At 38.1% G+C, this 20,503-nt stretch carries 12 protein-coding genes; all 12 read left to right on the top strand.

Going from position 1 to position 20,503, the window contains the following annotated elements; all coding sequences use genetic code 11:
- Window positions 1-6 precede the first annotated feature (6 nt).
- The 12 genes from LVD47_RS05480 (at window position 7) to LVD47_RS05425 (ending at window position 20,432) form a co-directional block, all read left to right on the top strand.
- On the top strand, window positions 7-1,458 hold the full coding sequence (locus LVD47_RS05480; protein ID WP_236974550.1) for a DUF1501 domain-containing protein: 1,452 nt from the start codon (window positions 7-9) through the stop codon (window positions 1,456-1,458).
- Window positions 1,459-2,467: 1,009 nt separating this feature from the next.
- On the top strand, window positions 2,468-3,904 hold the full coding sequence (locus tag LVD47_RS05475) for a BNR-4 repeat-containing protein (protein ID WP_236974549.1): 1,437 nt from the start codon (window positions 2,468-2,470) through the stop codon (window positions 3,902-3,904).
- A 384-nt stretch (window positions 3,905-4,288) separates the two neighbouring features.
- A complete protein-coding gene (locus LVD47_RS05470; protein ID WP_236974548.1) occupies window positions 4,289-5,116 on the top strand; it encodes a glycoside hydrolase family 16 protein in 828 nt (275 codons plus the stop codon).
- 84 nt (window positions 5,117-5,200) lie between these two features.
- Complete coding sequence (locus LVD47_RS05465) at window positions 5,201-5,584, top strand: VOC family protein (protein WP_236974547.1); 384 nt, start codon at window positions 5,201-5,203, stop codon at window positions 5,582-5,584.
- Window positions 5,585-5,719: 135 nt separating this feature from the next.
- The gene (locus tag LVD47_RS05460) at window positions 5,720-6,238 is read left to right on the top strand and encodes an RNA polymerase sigma factor (protein ID WP_236974546.1); all 519 of its coding nucleotides are present in this window, start codon (window positions 5,720-5,722) and stop codon (window positions 6,236-6,238) included.
- A 123-nt stretch (window positions 6,239-6,361) separates the two neighbouring features.
- Window positions 6,362-7,360 (top strand): FecR family protein, encoded by a 999-nt coding sequence (locus tag LVD47_RS05455; protein WP_236974545.1) that lies wholly within the window; start codon window positions 6,362-6,364, stop codon window positions 7,358-7,360.
- 16 nt (window positions 7,361-7,376) lie between these two features.
- The gene (locus tag LVD47_RS05450; protein WP_236974544.1) at window positions 7,377-10,973 is read left to right on the top strand and encodes a SusC/RagA family TonB-linked outer membrane protein; all 3,597 of its coding nucleotides are present in this window, start codon (window positions 7,377-7,379) and stop codon (window positions 10,971-10,973) included.
- Between the two features lie 10 nt (window positions 10,974-10,983).
- A complete protein-coding gene (locus LVD47_RS05445) occupies window positions 10,984-12,648 on the top strand; it encodes a SusD/RagB family nutrient-binding outer membrane lipoprotein (protein WP_236974543.1) in 1,665 nt (554 codons plus the stop codon).
- Window positions 12,649-12,857: 209 nt separating this feature from the next.
- Window positions 12,858-13,424: an RNA polymerase sigma factor gene (locus LVD47_RS05440; protein WP_236974542.1), complete on the top strand. Its 567-nt coding sequence runs from the start codon at window positions 12,858-12,860 to the stop codon at window positions 13,422-13,424.
- Between the two features lie 590 nt (window positions 13,425-14,014).
- Entirely contained in the window at window positions 14,015-15,166 is a 1,152-nt protein-coding gene (locus LVD47_RS05435) for a FecR family protein (RefSeq protein ID WP_236974541.1), read from the top strand.
- A gap of 303 nt (window positions 15,167-15,469) precedes the next feature.
- Window positions 15,470-18,997: a SusC/RagA family TonB-linked outer membrane protein gene (locus LVD47_RS05430; RefSeq protein ID WP_236974540.1), complete on the top strand. Its 3,528-nt coding sequence runs from the start codon at window positions 15,470-15,472 to the stop codon at window positions 18,995-18,997.
- Window positions 18,998-19,067: 70 nt separating this feature from the next.
- Window positions 19,068-20,432 (top strand): RagB/SusD family nutrient uptake outer membrane protein, encoded by a 1,365-nt coding sequence (locus tag LVD47_RS05425; protein WP_236974539.1) that lies wholly within the window; start codon window positions 19,068-19,070, stop codon window positions 20,430-20,432.
- The last annotated feature ends 71 nt before the right edge of the window (window positions 20,433-20,503 follow it).

The raw sequence follows: 20,503 nt of genomic DNA, 5'->3' as shown, positions 1-20,503 counted from the left end.
CTAGTCATGAACGACAGGGAGAAATTACAATGGATGGACCGTATCAACCGAAGGGCTTTTATATCCAAAACGTCTATGGGATTGGGAGGCCTGGCATTAGGTTCCCTGATCAATCCGGGAATAGGCAAAGCCAATTCGATAGGAGGAGGTGTATTGAAAAAGCCTCATTTTATACCCAGGGCTAAAAGGGTAGTATTTTTATTTCAAAGTGGCGGACCGTCGCAATTTGAGCTTTTTGATTACAAACCATTATTGCAAAAACGACACGGAGAAGACTTGCCTTCATCTGTAAGACAAGGGCAACGACTTACCGGGATGAGTGCCAGCCAATCCCAGTTACCCCTGGTGGGAACGCCTTATAATTTTGCTCAATACGGGGATAGTGGTGCATGGGTAAGTGATTTAATGCCTTATACAAGTGAAATTGTAGATGACCTCTGTTTTATAAAATCTATGCACACAGAACAAATCAACCACGATCCTGCTTTGACTTTTTTTCAGACCGGGCATCAACTACCGGGGAGGCCAAGTATAGGTTCCTGGATCAATTATGGGCTGGGATCGGATAATGAAAATTTGCCTGCTTTTATAGTTCTTGTCTCCAATAATGCGCCTAAGGATCAGCCGCTCTATGCCCGACTTTGGGGCAATGGATTTTTACCCTCCCGGCACCAGGGAGTTCAATTCAGGGCGGGAAAAGATCCGGTTCTTTACCTTAATGATCCCAATGGATACCACAGAAGTGATCGAAGAGAAATGTTGAATGCGCTTAAAGAATTGAATTTAGTGCAAAAGGAGATGGTTGGAGATGCATCTATAAGTGATCGGATTGCCCAATATGAAATGGCTTACAGGATGCAGGTGTCAGTTCCGGAAGTGCGCGATCTGGAAGATGAGCCGGATAGTGTATTTGAATTGTATGGAGAGGATGCCCGTACTCCGGGGACCTATGCAGCAAATTGTCTTCTTGCACGGAGATTATTGGAAAAAGATGTCAAATTTGTACAATTATATCACCAGGGATGGGATAATCACGGTAATTTACCGTCCAACATAACCAGACAATGTAAGGCGACAGACCAGGCTTCTGCTGCCCTTGTCAAAGATCTCAAACAACGAGGACTGTTAGAGGACACTTTAGTCATTTGGGGGGGAGAATTTGGCCGTACGAATTATTCGCAGGGAAAATTGACAAAAGATAATTTCGGTCGGGATCACCATCCCCGGTGTTTTACCATGTGGATGGCCGGAGGAGGGGTAAAACCCGGAATGACCTATGGAGCCACTGATGAATTTGGGTACAATATTAGCGAAAACCCGGTTCATGTTCACGATTTCCAGGCTACCCTTATGTATTTATTGGGGATTGATCATGAAAAATTGACCTATGAATACCAGGGTAGGAGGTTCCGGTTGACCGACGTCTCCGGAGAAGTAGTTGAAGGGATTTTGGCTTAGCCCGGAATTGAATATAAATATAATTAGTTCCAAAGGGATGCCTTCTGTATAAGGCTAAAAGGGCTAAAAAGAATGTAAAAATAGCCATCCCCCCATTGGGATTCCTCAATGTAATTAAGTAAGAGATAAAACGAATTAGATTGCAAATATTTCCCGCTGATCTACGCGGATTATCGCAGATAATCATTCCGTTTCTGCGAAAACCTGCCCCCCCGTCAGGTCTACCGTTAGGACAGATCTAAAATTAACAATATAAACCTGCCAGGAGCAGAGAGGCTCTAAGAAGTAGATAAAATCCACCCCCGCCCCGCATGGTTGTGGGAGGGATATTTCCGTACAAACCAAAGAACTAATTATTAAAATATGGGAATATGGTAAGAATTTCAGGCGAATTTTTTCCGAGAATTACATTTCTATCCCCCGCTGGCGGGGGCTTGGGGGTGGATAAAGTCTATTATATCTTATTTTTACGATGTGTACCAACAACAGGTCAGGCGGGTCTGCGATATCTGCCCTACGGACCACTTTGTGGCGGGCTGTAATCCGGTAACAATTCTTAGCTTCTAAGACCATTGTGGGATTCTCCTAGGAGTCTCGGGACCTGTGGGAGAATTCACAAAATATTCGAAAAGTGATTTATTCTTGCCCATCTGACGTCGGCAGGTATTCGTGGCGCTTGAAAGCCTGAATGTTCAGTGGCTTCATTTTAGTTAGATAGAAAAATGTACCACATTTTCCAGGGGCCACTAATTCACGAATAACCGCTACGCGACGCGAAAATTTGTGAGTTGTCCGCTTTGGCGGACAACCATTCGTGCGTTCATGGCTCGTAAGATCAGTTAGTCAGGTTCCTGATTTTTACATTTCTTAGTATTTTAATCTGAAAGGAGGAACAATATCATTATTTTTATAAATTCTTGACATCTGATCACTGATTTTACTATTTTAGGAGTTTTTAAAATAAAAGCTTTAACAGAAATATTTAATAATCTACTTGACAATTACACTAATGAAATTTGGTTTTTCCTGTTTGCAAACCTTTGGTTGTAAAACGTATTTATTCTTTTGCGTGATTTTCTTTTTGCCGGGATTAATACATTCCCAACAAGGCGATGCAAATAATAACAAAGTAAATGGGTACAAGGGAATATGGTTTACGCTGGGGCAGTTTGGAGAATATGGTGATAAATATTCGGGTGGATTGGGAACGTATACGGCCAAGCATGTACCCCTTGCCATATATGCTCCCGAAGTGGATAAAACATTTTTTGTGTATGGTGGGACTACCGGAGAACACGATCGATATCTTTTGTGTATGATTGGTTGTTTTGACCATGAATCCGGAATGGTTTCGAGGCCTACGGTAGTATATGACAAAAAGGGAGTGGATGATCCACATGACAATCCCAGTTTGGCTATTGATGAAGAAGGGTATATTTGGGTTTTTGTAAGTGGTAGGGGAAGAAACCGCCCGGGGTTCAAGTATCGCAGTTCCGAACCTTACTCAATCGCTCAATTTGACCAGGTAACCGAGGAAGAAATGACCTATCCGCAACCAAAATATATCAATGGCAAAGGCTTCCTTAATCTATTTACAAAATATACCGGTGTTCGGGAGTTGTATTTTGAGACCTCTGCGGATGGTAAGGACTGGACAGATGATGTTAAATTGTCGAGTATCAAAAGAGAGGGGGATGAAAGAAGCGGGCATTATCAAATGAGCAGTGTCCGGGAAGGAAAAGTGGGTACTTTTTTTAATTGGCACCCCAATGGGAATGTTGATAGGCGAACAAATCTTTATTATCTGGAGACTACTGATTATGGAAAAACCTGGACGGATATTAATGGAAAAGAGATGAAACTACCACTTCGCGATTTAGATGTTTCAGCCCGAGCTATGGATTATTACACTTTGAGCAAGAATGTCTATTTGAAAGATATGGAATTTGATAGGAATGGCCACCCTGCAGGCCTCTATATTACCAGTGGAGGGCATGAAGCCGGTCCTGAAAATGGTGCACGAGAGTGGCACTTGATCCGGTGGAATGGCGATGATTGGGAGGATCAGGTAATTTGTACTTCAGACCATAACTATGATATGGGCAGTTTAATGATCAATGGGGAAGAGTGGAGAATTATTGTACCGGGAGGGAATAGCCCGCAAGAACACGGAGGGGGAGGAGAAATAGAAATTTGGAGCAGTAAGGATAGTGGAAGTAACTGGGAGTTAACAAAGAATGTTACGAAAAATAGTATTCGGAACCATAATTACGTCCGCAAAGTCATCAACGGAACAGATCCTTTCTTGTATTTCTGGGCGGATGGTAATCCGGACCGTTTTAGCCCATCAATTATGTATTTTGGCGACAGCGAAGGGAATGTCTGGCAATTACCTTATGATATGTCATCTGATAACCAGGTTCCGGTAAGGGTAAAGTTTTATTAGAAAAGATCTAGCTTTTTAAATTTTACCGGGTGGTGAAAATGACCGTAAGTATTGACCAGGAGTCATCACACCAATTTTGCTATTTTTGAAATCTTTGGTGTTTCGGCTGCATTTTCTGATTAGGGTTGACGATCATAGAAAAAATCGAGAAGGACATCGGTATCAATTAATATTTTATTCATCTAAATATTTTTTGCTTTTTCTATAACTTTTTTTTCCACTGTTAGTGTCAATTTCGCATTCATCGTTTTGATAATATAATACCGCTATTAATAGTTTGTAATATTTGATGCACGTGTGAAATATATGGCGATAACACGTGATATTTACAATTGGTTTCTTTTTTACAAAATTATTATCTTGAAGGATTCAAACTACTGATGTATGATCAAGAGTGTAATGCTGATTCTTTTTCCAACTTTACTTTTCTTGTTAAAAGAGCATTTTTTCCTGAATGATTCAAACAAAAGAGGCAGTAAAAAAATGGAGTTGGTTTGGTGGGATGAATTTGACTACTCCGGATTTCCAGACAAGGAAAAGTGGAACTATGAAGTGGGGTTTATACGCAATAATGAGCCGCAGTATTATACTGAAAGGAGATTGAAAAATGCACGCGTAGAGGATGGACATCTAGTTATTACGGCGATTAAAGAAGCGTTTCAGGACGCTGAATATACCTCAGCGAGCATCAATACGAGGGACAAATTTGAGTTTACGGAGGGACGCATTGAAGTGCGAGCAAAATTGCCAAAGGGAAAAGGTGTCTGGCCGGCGATTTGGACCTTAGGAAATAACATAGGGGAGGTAGGGTGGCCGGATTGTGGTGAAATTGATATTATGGAATACTGGGGACACAATCCTGCATCCATTCATGCAAATGTCCATACAGGTGATTACAATCATGCCAAAGGAACGGGAAGAGGAGGTAAAATAGAGGTAGAAGTTCCCTGGGAAGAATTTCATGTTTTTGCGGTGGAGTGGTATCCCGACCGCATGGATTTTTACCTGGATGAAACCATGTATTATTCATGTCTACGGTTGAACGAAGGAATGGGTGAATGGCCTTTTACCAAACCACAATATTTGCTATTAAATCTGGCATTGGTTAATCCTGAGCAGTGGAACACTGAAATTGACGACTCCATTTTTCCTGTTGAATATAAAATCGATTATGTAAGAATATTTACCTGGAAGAAAAATAGGGGACAATAATTTACAAAAAATTATCCTTTGTTTCGTTTCGAATATTTTACCTTGAAGCGGAATTAATTTTTCAATACTAAGTGCTATCAGATAATGAAAATTGAACATTTTGCAATAAATGTACCGGAGCCACAGGCAATGGCGGATTGGTATGTCAGGAATCTTGGAATGAATATCGTAAAGCAGATGCATGACGCTCCATTTATGACTTTTTTAGCAGACAATAGCGGGAAAGTTATGTTGGAGATTTATAGGAATGATAAGGCCCCGGTTCCAAATTACACGGATCAACATCCTTTGGTTGTCCACCTGGCATTTGTATCTGAGGATCCCGGTAAAGATAAAATTCGTTTGCTGGAAGCAGGGGCGAAAGAGGTAAGTGATGATATATTGAGTGATGGTTCCCATCTGGTAATGTTGAAAGACCCCTGGGGGATATCTGTACAACTTTGTAAAAGGTCCAGCCCCATGATTTGAATTAAAATTCCTGTTTAAGTAGAGATAGTATCGGTAATCGGCCAAATATTATTATTGAATATTTGTTAACTTGTTTACATTTATTGCATTGGAATTAATGTGTATATTAAAATCTTTGACTGAACCAACCACGGTATGCAAGATAGCCGTAAAGAGGATTTATTAAAACAGTTATATTATAAAAATTACCCAATTATGCTTCGGTATGGATTGAAGCTTGTGGGAGACAGGGCGCTAGTATTGGATGTAATACAAGGTTTATTTCTTAGGTTTTATGAAAAGGGTTTGAATCTTGAAATGCACCCGGCACCTAACGCGTATGTCGTTAAGTCATTTCGAAGGGAACTTATCAAGGTTGAAAAAAAATATTATGGCACGGAAAACAAGCTTCAAACTGATTCTGTACAATACTCATATGAGGATATTTTAATCCAAAAAGAGAATTCCTTTGAGCAGAATACCAAGTTAGTTAAGCTTTTGAATTCTTTGACGGATAGACAGAGAGAAATAATCTGGCTCCATTACTTTGAAGGTAAATCGTATTCCGAGGTTGCTGAAATACTGGATGTTAATTATCAATCCATTTTAAATAATCTTCAGCGAAGTTTTCGAAAGATTAGAAATGAATTTCCCAAAGGTGTCGAATCCTTATAAGTGTATAGCTTTCAACGGTAAATTTCTTCTGTAAGTCAAAATTCAAAATTTATTTTAATTTATTTTTCAAAAGTGAGTATATCTGACTATTGATATTACTTATATAAGTGTATAGATTACAATATGGATAAAAATACATTATTAGACAGTCTTTTAAATGATCCGAAATTTAGGGACTGGGTTGAAAAAGATAAAAATGCTGAGTATTGGGATCACTGGAAAAAAAACCATCCCGAGAACATTGAAATATTGGAAGATGCCAGGGCTATTATCCTGGGGTTACCGGTAAATTTACATCAGGTTGATAATGCTGAAATTGATAAGCATTTTGATGCATTGAAAGAAAAAAGAAACCAAGGAAAAGAGCGAAAGATAAGAAGTATTTCAAGAGGATGGTTTAAATATGCTGCAGCTGCTGCAATCCTTTTGTTCGTGGGGTTGTATTTCTTGAATGATTTTACATCTTCAGATGCTGAAAATGTACAACTGGCCGAAAGTACAGCACCCGGACAAATAAAAAGTATCGCTTTACCTGATTCGTCCATGGTGGTGATGAATGGCAATACAAAAATGCAATTTTCGTCAAACGCAGATCGAAGGAATCTTAGCCTGGACGGTGAAGCACATTTTACAGTTAAAAAAGTAAAAGGGCAATCCGGATTAAAGAAATTTGTGATTGAAACTCCAGATCTGGCAGTTGAGGTTTTGGGTACTGTTTTTAGTGTAAGTAATGATAGCATTTGGACCACTGTCGTCCTGGAAGAAGGGAAGGTTATGTTGCGCGGAAAAACAAGTGAAGATGATTCTTATATCATGCGTCCCGGGGAAAAGGTAGTGTTTAATAAATTGGATCATTCCTTTGCAGTAGAAGAAATAGATGCAGTTGGCTATAATTCCTGGACCTCTAAAAAGCTTTCTTTGGTCAATCGTTCAGTCCGGGAATTGGTGCGATGGTTTGACCATAATTATTCGATAAAACTGCATATCCCGGAGGAATATTCTGACAGGGAATTAACTGGAACTGTGGACTTAAATAATAGTGAAACTGCTGTCAAAATGATCGCGGTTGCATTAGGGCTTCAACCGGAAAGAAAATCTGAGAATATATGGTATTTTAATTAATAAATATAAATCAATAATGAAGAGTAGGTATTTTTTAGGAATACTGACTTGGCTGGCAATTTCTATTGCGAGTCTATACAGTCAGGAAGGGATAGCTTATGTCAATACTGAGCCATCCTGGAGTCAACAAAAGGAAACAAAGGTTCCTTTGGCTACAATTTTGCAGAAACTTGAAAAGCAATTTGGAGTACATATATTAGTTCAGTCGGAATTGCTATATGATAAATTGCTTTCCGGTGAGATTGATAGCTATAACAATATAGAACATGCTTTAAATCAGGTGTTATCACCAATTCAGCTGGGGTTTAAGAAAATTGATGCCCAAAATTATGTAGTAATTCCGGTGGTTGAAAAAGATCAGAAGCAAGTGATAGGAGGAATTGATCATGATTTTGCTTCTGAAGTGACTGAAGAAGAGTTAATTAATATTTCAGGCGTAGTTACAGATGAAGAAGGAGAGAAGCTCATTGGGGTGAATGTACTGGTCAAGGGTACTGGAAAGGGTACTTCAACGGATTTTGATGGCGAGTTTACTTTGGAGCAGGTAGAAGAAGATGCGATAATTGTTTTTTCATATATAGGATACCAGACACAGGAAATTTCGCTGGAAGAAAAGGGTGTCGGTAATGTAGTTTTAATTAGAGATTCCAAAACCCTGGATGAAGTGGTAGTTACTGCTTTAGGTATAAAAAGAGAGGAAAGATCTCTTGGATATTCTGTAGGGAGTGTGGATGGAAGTCAGGTAAATGAGACTACACAAGGCAATTTTTTAAGTGTTTTATCCGGTAAAGTGTCTGGTGTCCAAATTTCCCAAATGGATGGTATGATGGGGTCTTCCATGAATGTAGTCATTCGCGGAGCTACTTCATTGAATAATGACAATCAACCGCTTTTCGTAATCGACGGTGTTCCGGTAGATAATTCCTTGAATAATATCTACAATGGTGCGGATATGGGGAATCCCATATCAGATATTAATCAAAGTGATATCGCTGACATTTCAATACTAAAAGGTGCAAGTGCAGCCGCTTTATATGGATCCCGCGCAGGAAATGGGGTAGTCTTGATTACTACTAAATCCGGGGCTAACCGGGAGAAAGGACTTGGAGTTTCCTATAACACTTCATACATTTTTGACCAGCCTTTCAATTATGTGGATGTGCAGAATAAATTTGCATCTGGTAAGACCGGAACCCATGTCTTGGAAGAGAGTCAAAATGAAAACTGGGGCCCGGCTTTGGATGCGGGAGAGAATTGGGTACAATGGAATAGTGATGGACAAGCTGTGCCATTGGTTTCATACCCCAACCGATTTGAAGATTTTTTCCAAACCGGATCATCCTTTACCAACAATGTAGCTATCAATGGAAACTATGACAAAGGGAATTTCCGGCTTTCATTAGGGAATGCTAATAATACAGGTGTGGTTCCTAATACTGATTTTCGAAGGACAACATTCAATTTAAATTCACAATATAGAGTGAACGATAAATTGTCGATCACGGCAAATGTGAATATTACCGGTTCGGGATCTGATAGCAGACCCAATATTGATGGAGGAAGGAACTCTCCGGTTCGTAGTCTATACGAGTGGGGTTCAAATATAAATGTCATGGATCTTAGAGATTATTGGGAACCTGGACAAGAAGGTCTCCAGCAATTGAAATATAAATTCAAACAAAATAATCCCTGGTTTTTGGCGTACGAAAACACGATCGGATTTAAAAGGGATCGAAATGTGGCAAAATTTCAGGTAGACTATAGTCTTACGGACGAATTAAGCATTATGGCCCGATATACAAGGGACGGATATACCCAGGAGAATGAGGCCAAGAAAGCATTTAGTACGTATGACTATTTCAATGGTGGGTATAATATTGTCAATATGTATCGCAAGGAAGATAACATGGATTTTATCTTATCCTATGACAAGCGATTTAATGATGACTTTAGTTTTAATGCATTTACAGGATTTAATCGCCTGGAGCAATATAGCAGGGACATAGAAAACAATGCAAATGAATTGGTGGTGCCTCAGTTATATTCGATTTCCAATGGGGTCCCGGGTACCGTTCAATACGATAGCAGAATTTACAGAAAATATATATATGGTGTTTATGGAAGTGCTTCTTTGGGTTTCAGGGATGTTGTTTATCTGGAACTTACGGCCAGGAATGATTGGTCCAGTACTTTGCCTGTAGATAATAATTCTTTCTTCTACCCGTCGGCTTCATTAAGTGTCCTGCTTTCAGAGATGGTTGCAATGCCCAACTGGATAACCATGTTGAAATTGAGAGGAGGTATAGCTCAGGTAGGTAATGACGTGAGCCCTTACAGCCTGGCACAGTATTTTTCAGTAGCGACAGATTGGGGTGAAACCAAAAGGATGTTTATGGGAGGGACACTGAGAAATGCTAATCTTAAACCGGAAATCTCCACATCAAATGAAGTTGGATTTGACTTGAGAATGTTTAACAGCAGGTTGGGGATAGAAGCTACGGTGTATCAAGTGCAAAATGAAAACCAGGTTCTTAATATTAGTTTGCCGGTTGAATCCGGTGCTACCAGTAAATTGATCAACGCGGGTTTAATTGAAAGTACGGGGTTTGAATTAGCTCTGAAGACTACGCCAGTTCAAACTGAAGATTTCAAATGGGATATGAATTTTACTTTGACGAGGAACCGAACAAAAATCAAGGAGCTGGCGGAAGGGATAGAATATTTTAATTTTGGTTCTGTCCAGGGAACAGAATTCCGTACTTATGTTGGTGGAACACTGGGGGATATTTATGAGCGCCCAATGCTTACAGTCAAAGATCCCAATTCAGAATATTTTGGCTATCCATTATTGACAGGTTCCGGGAGATACCAAAGAGATAATGATGTCAATAATTTAGTGAAAATAGGAAATTATAACCACGACTTTATATTGGGAGTTCAGCCTTCAATTTCTTTTAAGAATTTCTCACTTTACGCTAATATAGAGTGGCGACAAGGCGGAGAATTTTATTCTGAATCATTGATGTTTATGGCCAATAACGGGCAAACCGAAGCATCCCTTTCTGGTGTGTCCTATGATCAAAATCGAAGTATAGAAGAACAAATTTTGGAAAATCCGGATTATTTCTTTGGAAATTGGGTCGGGGGAAGAAATGCGGAATACGGTGGATTCGAGTGGCCTGAAAACAATCCCGGTGGTCATGATGCCAGTTTCAATCCGGGTGTTCGACAAGAGACGGATGCCAATGGGAATATTGTATATGTTGAGAATTTCGGGGGTGAAGGTACTAAATGGTTGAATCCGTACGAAGCCCATAGGTATGCAGTGCGGGAATTTCCTTCCAGGAATATTTACGATGCTACCTATGTCAAGCTTAGGGAGATATCATTATCATACAAGTTTGACCGTTCATTAATTGAGAAGATTAAACTACAGAATTTGTCAATATCCCTGGTAGGTAATAATGTATTGCAATGGGTAGCTGCCGGGATTGATATTGATCCGGAGCGGGCTTATAAAGTCAATGGAAGTCAGTGGGTACAAGGATACGAATACTACAATATCGTTCCCTGGACCCGTTCGATTGGAGCGAAATTAAATATTGAATTTTAATCTGAAAATCATGAAGTTATTATATTATATATTAATCCCGATTTTACTTTTGACAAGTGCTTGTGAGGATTTTGAAGAAATCAACACCAGTCCGAATAACCCTGAAGAAGTATCTTCTAATTTTATCCTGACATATGTACTGTCAGAAACTGCCAAGTTATACGAAAGTCAGGGAAGGTATGACTACAATATTAGTGGAGCGATGCAATATACGCAGCGAGGGACTGAATTCAATAGTACCGGTCCCAATTTTTACGGTTGGGATAATGAATCCTGGTCCGGTTATTATAATGTTTTGAGAAATAACCAGATTATTTATGATAATGCAGTTGAGGAAAACAATCCTTCATTTCAGGGGGTGGCCCTGGTGATGAAGTCACTGGTATTTGGTTTGTTAACCGATCTCTATGGAGATATTCCATATTCTCAGAGCCTGGAGGCATCAAATGATGTTTTTTTCCCATCGTATGACGATCAGAAATCTGTATATATTGGCATTTTAAATGACCTCAGGGAAGCTGATCAGATTTTGTCAGATTCTCAAACGGCGGATTATCCTATAAATGCTTCATCGGATATTTACTATGGAGGTAACGTTGACCAATGGAGAAAATTTGCTAATTCATTGCGGATGAGATATGCGATGAGATTGTATAATAAAAAGTCGGAAGTTTCGGAAATTGATCTAGCCTCTGAATTTCAATCTGCCAGTGCCCATACTTTTGAAAGTAATGATGACAATGCAGTAATGGAATATGTAGGGACTACGGAAGACAATTCTGCACCGGGCGGATCTTTGCGTTCTGCAAATCCTAATTTTTCTGTAAAAGCATCCCTGACTTTAATTGAAACTCTCAGGAATATAAATGATCCTAGGTTGGAAAGATGGGTTTCCCCGGCACTCAAAAAGTGGGATTCCAACGTGAATACAATCAGGGACACGGTGGTCACAAATATTTATGGTGAACAATATACAGTAACATTAATGCCACCGGATGGAGAAGGTTTAGATACTTCTATTTACGTTGGTTTGCCGATAGGATTACCTTCTATCGAGGCTATTAACTATAATATTGGTGAAGACGAAGAATTCTTTGATCCGGAGAAAAATCCGCATATTTCATTTTTGCACGATCGCTATCGCTTAAATAAAGAGGAATTGGTGGATGTTAAGTTGATCACCTACAGTGAAGTGAACTTTTTATTGGCAGAAGCTGTGCTTAAAGGTGATATGGGAATCTCCGGCGATGCAGAAACATATTATCGGGAGGGTATAGAAGCATCCATGGAAGACTGGAAGGTATTCCGCGATGCAATTGGTTTCAATTTCGATAATTATTATGCTAGTGAAAATGTTGACCTGTCATTGGCAGAAGATAAATTGGAAAGAGTAATGGAACAAAAATGGATTGCCGGATGGTTGCAACCCGAATCCTGGTTTGATTGGCGAAGGACTGGCTTCCCTGAATTGGAAACAGGTGAAATCACACAATTTGGAGATGCAATACCCATCCGTTACATATACCCGACCCCTAACTTAGATCCCAATTACCTGGTTAATTACGAATCGGCCATTGAGAAATTAGAAGCAACGGGCTTTGTGCCTGTAGGTCAGAGCAAAGACCATCACTATTCCCGAATGTGGTTGTTGCAAGGAACGGGAAAACCGTGGTAAAATAGAAGGAAAAAATTAGAAGTTGTTAACTCCTGCTCCCGTTTCTCTATTGGGGCAGGAGTTTTTTTTTGCGCTATTTTTTAAAACAATATGCTATTGTTGTCTGTGTACTGCTTGTAAAGTGTGTTGAAAGCTTGTCAATAAGATTAAATATTTGGTTTTATTGTAAATAATTTACAATTTTACATTCCCGGTTAAGAAGACAGGATTTGGAAACTAATATCATAATCAAGGGTATACGGAAAAAGGATCATAGAATCTTTAAAGCGTTTTATGACGAATTCTATGAAGAGTTGGTTCGATATGCCTATCAGTATCTATATGACAAAGCTTACAGTGAAGATACAGTGCAGGAGGTATTCATATACATTTGGGAAAATGCCGATAGAATCCGTGTTACTACTTCGCTAAAAAGTTATGTTTACCGCATGGTAAGAAATAGATGCCTTAATTTTCTAAAATCCCTAAAACTTACCGATGAAGGTGGTATGTTAGATCCGGATTTGGTTGTAGAAATTGAATATGGAATAGACCAAATTTTTGTCAGTAGGGAAGAGGAGATGTACAACGCCGTGCTACAGATCGTCGATACTTTACCTGATAAAATGCAGGTAATCTTCCGGCTCAAATACCTCAAAAACTACCAATATAAAGAGATTGCAGAGGAGTTGGCCATTTCGGTGAATACAGTCAAGACCCAGCTAAAGCGTGCCAAAGCTAAGATCAATGAATCGTTGATCACGGTGTTGGTTTTGGGATTTTTAGATTGTTTTTGAAATTAAAATTACTTCAGAAAGTCACAAGCAGTTAAAATAACCACTAAGAAAATGGACTCATTCATTCTTTGTCAGTAATTGCTGTTAGATTTTAGAAGTTAACCTCAGAGGTACTTCTATATCCCGGGTTTCATCTACTACTTTGTTTCAAAATTCATTAGAGATAAGGCTTGACAAACTTTGGAAATATTTATTTACTCGAAATCAATTCAATACTTGATTATCTTGGTGTTTTATTGAAGTCTACCTACCGGCTGAGACAGGTTTTCCAAACCTTTAAACTTTACTGTATCAAGCTACTATTCTCTGGTAGTGTTTTTCCAAGTTGGTGCTAACTTGTTTTTTACTTTATTAGGTGACTGCACGACCACCCGGACTGTGCCATGGATTACACGACAGAGTTTCGTGGGTTAGGGAAGAGATCGCAAAAAAGGATCCGCCACGTATGTTTTGTTAAGAGACGGACAAATTATCGATTTTTAAAAAAAAATTCCATCCATTGTCACCCTTTTTACATTTTGAGTTGTCATAGTAATAAAGAATATATCTCTGTGGAGTTTGCATTAATTATAAAAAAAATTAAGGGAACCTTGTCTAAGGAGGAATCGATCTTATTCGACAAGTGGTATGATGAATCACAGCGACACAGGGTGTATTTCAAAAAAGTCAAAGAGAACTACCGTCGTGATCCAGGGAGTATTGACAAAGAATCAGCCTGGATCAGGATAGAGAAAAGACTAGGATTGACCATGCTGTCTACAGTAAAACAACGGGGTGTAAGAAGAGGAAAAAGTCGCAAGAAGTATTGGAAGTTTGGTGTGGCAGCGTCTGCATTATTGTTAATAGCTTTGTTTGTTTTCCTGAACAATTATTCGAATGATGAGGAATCCGGAAATATGGCCGATTCCGAACTGGGTATTGAATCCAATATCGAGATCGGAAGTAATAAGGCGATTTTGACCTTAGAAGACGGTTCTGACGTTACGTTGGAAAAGGGTAATGCACTTAACCGTGAAAACCTGAGCAGTAATGGGGAAGAATTGGTCTATCTCAAGGGTATTGGAGGAGGAATAAATGCAGAAGGGGAAGTGAAATACAACACATTGACGATTCCGAGGGGTGGGGAATTTTTTCTCCAGTTATCAGATGGAACGAAGGTTTGGTTGAATTCGGATTCGAGGATCCGGTACCCTGTGACATTTGTAAAAGGAAATACCCGGAAAGTGGAGTTGCTGTATGGGGAAGCTTATTTTGATGTAACCCACGCCGAAAATCACAAAGGAGCTTCATTTGAAGTGATTTCAAAAGACCAGGAGATCACTGTATTGGGTACACAATTCAATGTGAAAGCGTATGCAGATGAAGAAGAGATTTACAGCACCCTGGTAGAGGGGAGTATCGAACTGCGATATGAGGGACAAAAACAGCTTCTGAAACCCAACGATCAGGCGATTATTCGCAAAGGGAATTCAGGCATTAACGTACAATCCATTGATGTGTATAATGAAATTGCCTGGAGAAAAGGGGATTTCGGGTTTGAAAAAGAGACGTTGGGAGAGATTATGAAAGTGTTGTCTCGGTGGTATGATGTGGAAATAGAATTTGAGAATAAGGAAATAGAGAAAGTACGGTTTACCGGAGTGTTTAATAAAAGGCAGCAAATAGATAATATATTGTCGATTATATCCGGTTCGAATGGTATCGATTATGAGATAAATGGTAAGACTGTGGTCTTGAAGTAGATCGGGGTAAAAAGAATACTTTTGTTTGCAAAAAGATCTACCCCCGCCCTTTGGGTACCTCCGCCAGCGGGGGAAATTTACGAGCAGCAAGTAAGAACTGAAAGATCAAAAATGTATTAGATGTTGATAGATAAAGTTTTTATCGAAGACAGGTTGATGTCCCCCGATGGTGAGGGTTGGAGGTGGAAGAAGTATAAGTTGCAAAAGTGTAGAAAATAGGAAAAAAGGTAACACTTTGATCTCTAACCATGCAAAGTATTACCCTGAAAATTGAGTATTAATCAAATTAATAAATACGAAGATATGGAAAATAGGTTTACTTATTTACTCTTCCGGATAATACACCGGAAAATGGAGGTTTGGAGTTCGAGAAAATGGCTTTTGCCGGAATTATTAGCTTTAGCTTTATTACCCATTGTGGGAATTTCTCAAAATTCAATGATCACTGTCAATTCTGATACTTCCCTATCAATCGAGGAGATCTTTGACATGATCAAAAAGCAGACGGATAATACTTTTATATATCGCGCAGATTTATTTGAAGGATTACCTAAAGTGGAACTGAAAAAAGGGAAAGTGCCCGTTGATCAATTGTTGAATCTGAGTCTTCAGGATCGAGGGTTTGACTATACTTTTTCGGATGAAAATAGTATAATATTGAGCAAAATAAATGAAGAATCAATAAAATTGACAATGGATGAAACTCCTTCGATAAAAGTAGAAGTACCACTTTTAGATGCTTCGGGCACAGTAATGGACTCTGAAGGCGAGCCTTTAATCGGTGTGAATGTACAGGTAAAAGGAACAAACAAAGGAACCGCTACGGATTTTGACGGTAATTTTACCGTTGAAGATTTGGAGGAAGGAAATATTCTGGTGTTTTCTTATATTGGATATCAAACACAGGAAGTTGAAATATCTGATGATACGGATTTAACAATTACATTACTGGAAGATTCGCAGACATTGGATGAAGTGGTGGTAGTGGGGTATGGAACTCAGAAGAGAAGTGATTTGACAGGGGCGGTGAGTAGTATTGGTGCAAGTGAATTAAATGAACCTTCAACAGCTAGCTTTGATCAAATGATTCAAGGCAAAGTACCTGGTGTCCAGATAAATCAAACTTCAGGTTCTCCTGGTGGTGGAAATGTAAATATAATTATTCGAGGTATTAGTTCAATTACGGGTGGAAATCAACCATTATATGTTGTTGATGGATTTCCTGTTAGTTATGAGAATGAAAGTTCGGATTTGAGTTCCTATGGTTCAAGCAACTTTTCATCTTCCGGTATAGCTAGTAATTCTAGTAGTAGAATTAACCCGCTATCTCTATTGAATCCAGCTGATATTGAATCAATAGAGATTTTAAAAGATGCTTCTGCCACAGCAATATATGGTTCTAGAGGTGCAAACGGTGTGGTTTTAATTACTACAAAAAGAGGAAGGTATAATGAATCAAGCATTACTGTGAATGCTTCATATGGAGTCCAAGAAGTAAGTAGTAAAATGGAGATGATGAATGCACAAGAATATGCTGAATTTGTGGCAGATGGTCGAGACAATGCTTGGGAGTTTGCTGGTGGCTCAAAAAATGATCCGAATGAAGTACGGTCTGGAGCTACTAAGGTGAGACCAGAGTTTAGAAATCCAGAATCAATTGATATTAATACAGATTGGCAAGATGTGATTTTTCGGAGGGCACCAGTAAAAGAATTGCAAGTATCTGCTAGAGGAGGTACTGAAAAAACAAAATATTTTATATCTACAGGTTTATTTTCGCAAGATGGTATTATTAAATCTTCCAATTATAATCGATATAATCTTCGAATTAATTTAGATACTAAATTAAGTGATTGGTTAAGTTTAGGCTCTTCTACACTTGGCTCAATAGGTAGTGGAAGATTTGCAAATGCGGAGGGACACTATGCATTTGGAGGCGTTGTTGCTATGGCACTAGCTGCTAGCCCAACAATTCCTATTTATGATGATGAGGGAAATTACTACTTCAATGTGAGTGATGTCTCTGATGGATTAGGGTGGTTAGCAAATCCTTTAGCTGTCATAGATGGATTTTCTGATCGAAGAAAGAACTTTGATATCATTACCAATAATAATTTGAAAATTCAGTTATCCGAAAATCTACAATTTAAAAGCAGTATTGGCATTAACTCTAGAGCTAAAACTATAAAGCTTTGGAGATCATCTGCTGTTCCAAGAGGAACTACATTAGATTATCCCGCAAATGCTGGTACTACTAAAAGTGAAAGTGTGAATTGGTTAAATGAAAACACTTTAACCTATAATAAAGTATATGATGAGAGACATTTTATAGATGCAATTGTGGGCTTTAGTATCCAAAAAAATAAATACGATGTGTTGTCAGCTGGAGCTGGAGAATTTGCGACTGAGTATGTCCCTTATATATCTGCTGGAATTGTTAATTCTGGAAGCTATACTATTAGCGAATGGAGTCTATTGTCATTTATTTCTAGGTTAAACTATTCATATGATAGTAAATATTTATTTACTGCTACATTGAGAAGAGATGGTAGTTCTAGATTTGGAGCTAACAACAAGTGGGGAACATTCCCCTCATTTTCGATAGGTTACAATATTTCTGAAGAATCTTTTTTTGAAGAAATTGATATCATATCAAAGCTAAAACTAAGACTAAGTTATGGTGTGTCGGGAAATAACCAAATAGGAAATTATGAGCATATAGGAAGGTTAACAAATGTAAATTATGTTTCCAATGGTAGTATCAATTCTGGTTTAGTTCCAAGCAGTCTTAGTAATGATAACTTAACTTGGGAGGTTTCTCGACAAATGAATTTAGGGTTAGAATTTGGTATTTTGAAGAATCGAATTTCAATGATTCTGGATTTATATAGAGACTATAAAACGAATCTGTTACTGGCCGTTCAATTACCTTCAGCATCAGGCTTTCAAAATGCAATACAAAATATAGGAGACATTGAAAATAAAGGATTAGAATTGGGGTTAGATCTTTTAGTCATTGATAAGACAAACTTCCAATGGAACAATACACTTACTTTTAGTGCTAATAAAAATAAGGTGTTAAAATTATCTACCAGTAATAGTAGAATTTCAAACTCAAGCTTTCAAATAACAGAGGTTGGTTACCCAATTTCCAGCTTTTATTTATTAAAAAAACTTGGCATTTTTCAGGATGAATCAGAAATTCAAGAATCTGCTGTCCAACATCCGTTGACACAACCGGGTGATCTTAAATTTGAAGATGTGAATAATGATGGGAAAATTGATCAAGGAGACAGAACATATGTTGGAAGTCCTTGGCCGGACTATACATGGGGATTAGAAAGTAAGTTCAATTATCATAATTTTGGACTTTCAATTTCGATATTTGGTTCGCATGGAGGTCATTCATATTTCCAAGCTGGATCTCTGATTATGAATTCAGCAGGTGTTCAAAATCAATTAAAGATTTCAGATAATCGATGGAAGTCAGTTTCAGAGCCTGGAGAGGGGGTAATACCAAGAGCTATTAGAAATAACTATGCTTTCGGAGCTACAGGAGGCAATTCGACACATTTCCTATTTGATGCTTCCTTTGTACGGATAAAGAATATAAATTTTTCATATAAATTAGAGGACCACATAACACATAATTGGAATGTTAACGGTCTTTCACTTTTTCTGAATTTATCAAATCCATTTACTTTTAGTGATTACCCCGGGTTCAATCCTGAATCAAGTACAGCGGGAAATAATGTAGTAAGTACAGGATTAGATTATTTGTCCTACCCGTTGTCGAGAACGATAACTTTTGGTATGAATCTTTCATTATAAATAATAAATTATTATGAGATTATTACTCAGTACTTTTTTAAGTTTTTTTCTCTTGTCATGTAACGATTTTTTGGAGATAAATCCCGAATCTGAAATAAATGAGGGAATTTTTTATGAAAATTCAGGAGATTTTGAAGCTGCAATTATAGGCTGTTATTCAGGATTGCAATCGTTGCATAATGGAGGAATTCTCCACTTATCTGAACTAACTACAGATAATGCGATGATTCAATGGACAGGGCCATCAATTTCACAAAGAGAATGCGACGAATATAGTTTTACTTTTTCAAATGAAATTATTGAAGGAATTTGGACAAACTGTTTTACTACTATATCGAGATGTAATAATATTCTATCGAGAGTTAGCGATTCAAATATTTCAGAAAATGACAAAAATAAATTCAAGGGGGAGGCACTTTTTTTGAGGGCGTATAACTATTTTTTACTCGTTCAATTTTTTGGAGATTTACCTATTGTTGGACGATCGTTTAGGAGCCCAGATGAAATTTTTGAATTTAATATGAATCGAAAACCTATTGATGAAGTTTATCAACTAATAACCGATGATTTAGTTAAGGCTAAAGAATTACTTCTTAATGGAAATAATAAGGTAAGAGCTTCAAAAAATGCTGCTTGTACGTTATTGGCGAAAGTCTATTTGACGATTGAAGAGTATTCTGAGTCGGAAAAACTTCTTAATGAAGTTATTTTATCAGGAACGTATTCATTGCAGGAAGATTACTTTTCAAATTTCACAAATGGAAATGAAAATAATGAAGAGTCTATTTTTGAAATACCATATCTCTCGGGAAATTTAGGAGAAGGCAATAATTTTTCAACCACTTTCACACCTGCTATATTTAATATGGCAATATTCCCTGGAAACATGGTAGGGGGCGGTGCAATTGTCCCTACTGAAGATATGTTTGAAATTTACGAAACCGGTGATAGGAGGAGGAAGTCAATTAATGATTCTGTCCTATTAATTGATGGTACTTACGAGAAAAGTTTATATGGGGTGAAATTTGTAGACTTTTCATCTGGAATAATCGGAGATGGTGGTATTAACTTTACATCATTGCGATACGCTGATGTTATTTTAATGTATGCGGAGGTATTGGATAAATTAGGAAGAATTGATGAATCGATGGAATACCTTAATCAAGTTAGAAAGAGAGCAGGGTTAGAGGGATTTAATGATGCAAATAATATCAATCTTTCAGAAATGATTTTAAAGGAAAGGAGAGTGGAGTTTTTTTTAGAAGGACATCGATGGTTTGATTTAAAACGAACTAACCAATTAGAAAAAGTCATGAACGATTACTTTGAAAAGAATAATTTGGGTTTTTCGGTTGAAAACCATGAGTTACTTCTACCTATTCCTCAAAGAGAAATAAACATTAATTCTAGCCTTTCGCAAAACCCAGGTTATTGAGTGTCACGAAACGATGCAGATTATGAATAGTTGATAAGCAGCATTGTGGCTGCACAATTGATGAGGGTAGG

The sequence above is a fragment of the Membranihabitans maritimus genome, assembly GCF_021729145.1.
Classification (GTDB): Bacteria; Bacteroidota; Bacteroidia; order Chitinophagales; family Saprospiraceae; genus Membranihabitans; species Membranihabitans maritimus.
This window is presented reverse-complemented; position numbering and strand designations above follow the sequence as displayed.